Below are 1071 nucleotides of genomic sequence, written 5' to 3'. Positions count from 1 at the left end.
CCCCTCCTCCCCCTCCCTCTTCGCCGAGTGCACGGGTTGTTGACGAATGCACGGGTTGTTGCCGTGAATACGCGGTGCGCTCGGCGGCAGGCCGTACAGTCGGCGTCTCGATGGGGCGGCGACGGTCAGGGCGGAGTGATGTGGAAGGTGGCGAGGCGCGCGGCGAGGGCGGCGGGCGACCCGATGTGCTCCGACCCCCATCGGGCGAAGCGCCACTGCGTCCGACCCCGGATCCAGTCCTCACGCTGCTTCTCCGCGAGCAGGACCTGCTCGAGCGTGCGACCCGAGCGCAGAGCCTCGTCGAGGTATTTCGTCTTGCCGTCGAACTCTCCGAAACTGCGGACATCGGCGAGCCCGAAGTCGACGAAGTAGCGAGTGCCGCCGGGCCCGTCCACCGGCACCTGCAGGTCCGGGGCGGCGAAGCCGAGTCTGTGCAGATGCAACCGGCTCACACTCTCACCGGGAAGCTGCGCCCGCCCGTCGGCGAAGTCCGCGACCCACCGCGCCTGACGGATCCCCCGCGCTCCCCCGGCAGCGGTCAACCTGGCCGCGAGTTCACGACGCCAAGAGAGGACGGCATCCATGTCCCACTCCCACTGCCGCTCCGCCATCTGCCGCTCCGCAGCGTCCGCCAGTGCCACGGCCGCGGGCGGCGTCAATGCGCGGATGAGATCGAACACCGTGCGCGACAAGGTGGTGCACCGGATGCCGCTGCGCACTGTGACGTCGGAGATCGGGAGCGGCGCGACATGACGGAACACGTCCGGCGCACTCGAGATCCTCCGCGGCGACGGAGTGGTCATATGGACACGGGCGAGGCGCATCGCGTACAGCGGCAGTCCCCACAGCACGGCCGCCGACGCATGGGACATGACCGCGGAACCGCTCGCATCTCGGGCCACAGCGATGACGTGCGCGTGGTGCCGCTGTTCCGGCCGCAGAGACTCCCGATCGGCGGTGTCCATGAACCACCCTCGCCGGATGCTGAACAGCACTCCGCTCTGCAGCGCGGCGGCGATCCTCCGATCCGTCCACCCGTTCAGAAAGAGATCTGCCCGCGATCGGACGAGC

General features: G+C 69.5%; 1 protein-coding gene. It reads right to left on the bottom strand.

Annotation, left to right across the window (positions count from 1 at the left end; translation table 11 throughout):
* Positions 1-125 precede the first annotated feature (125 nt).
* A partial coding sequence (locus tag CQ034_RS19395) for a hypothetical protein (RefSeq protein WP_105712384.1) occupies positions 126-1071 on the bottom strand: 946 nt, incomplete at its 5' end.

It is taken from the genome of Microbacterium sp. MYb45 (assembly GCF_002979655.1).
Lineage (GTDB): Bacteria > Actinomycetota > Actinomycetes > Actinomycetales > Microbacteriaceae > Microbacterium.
This window is presented reverse-complemented; position numbering and strand designations above follow the sequence as displayed.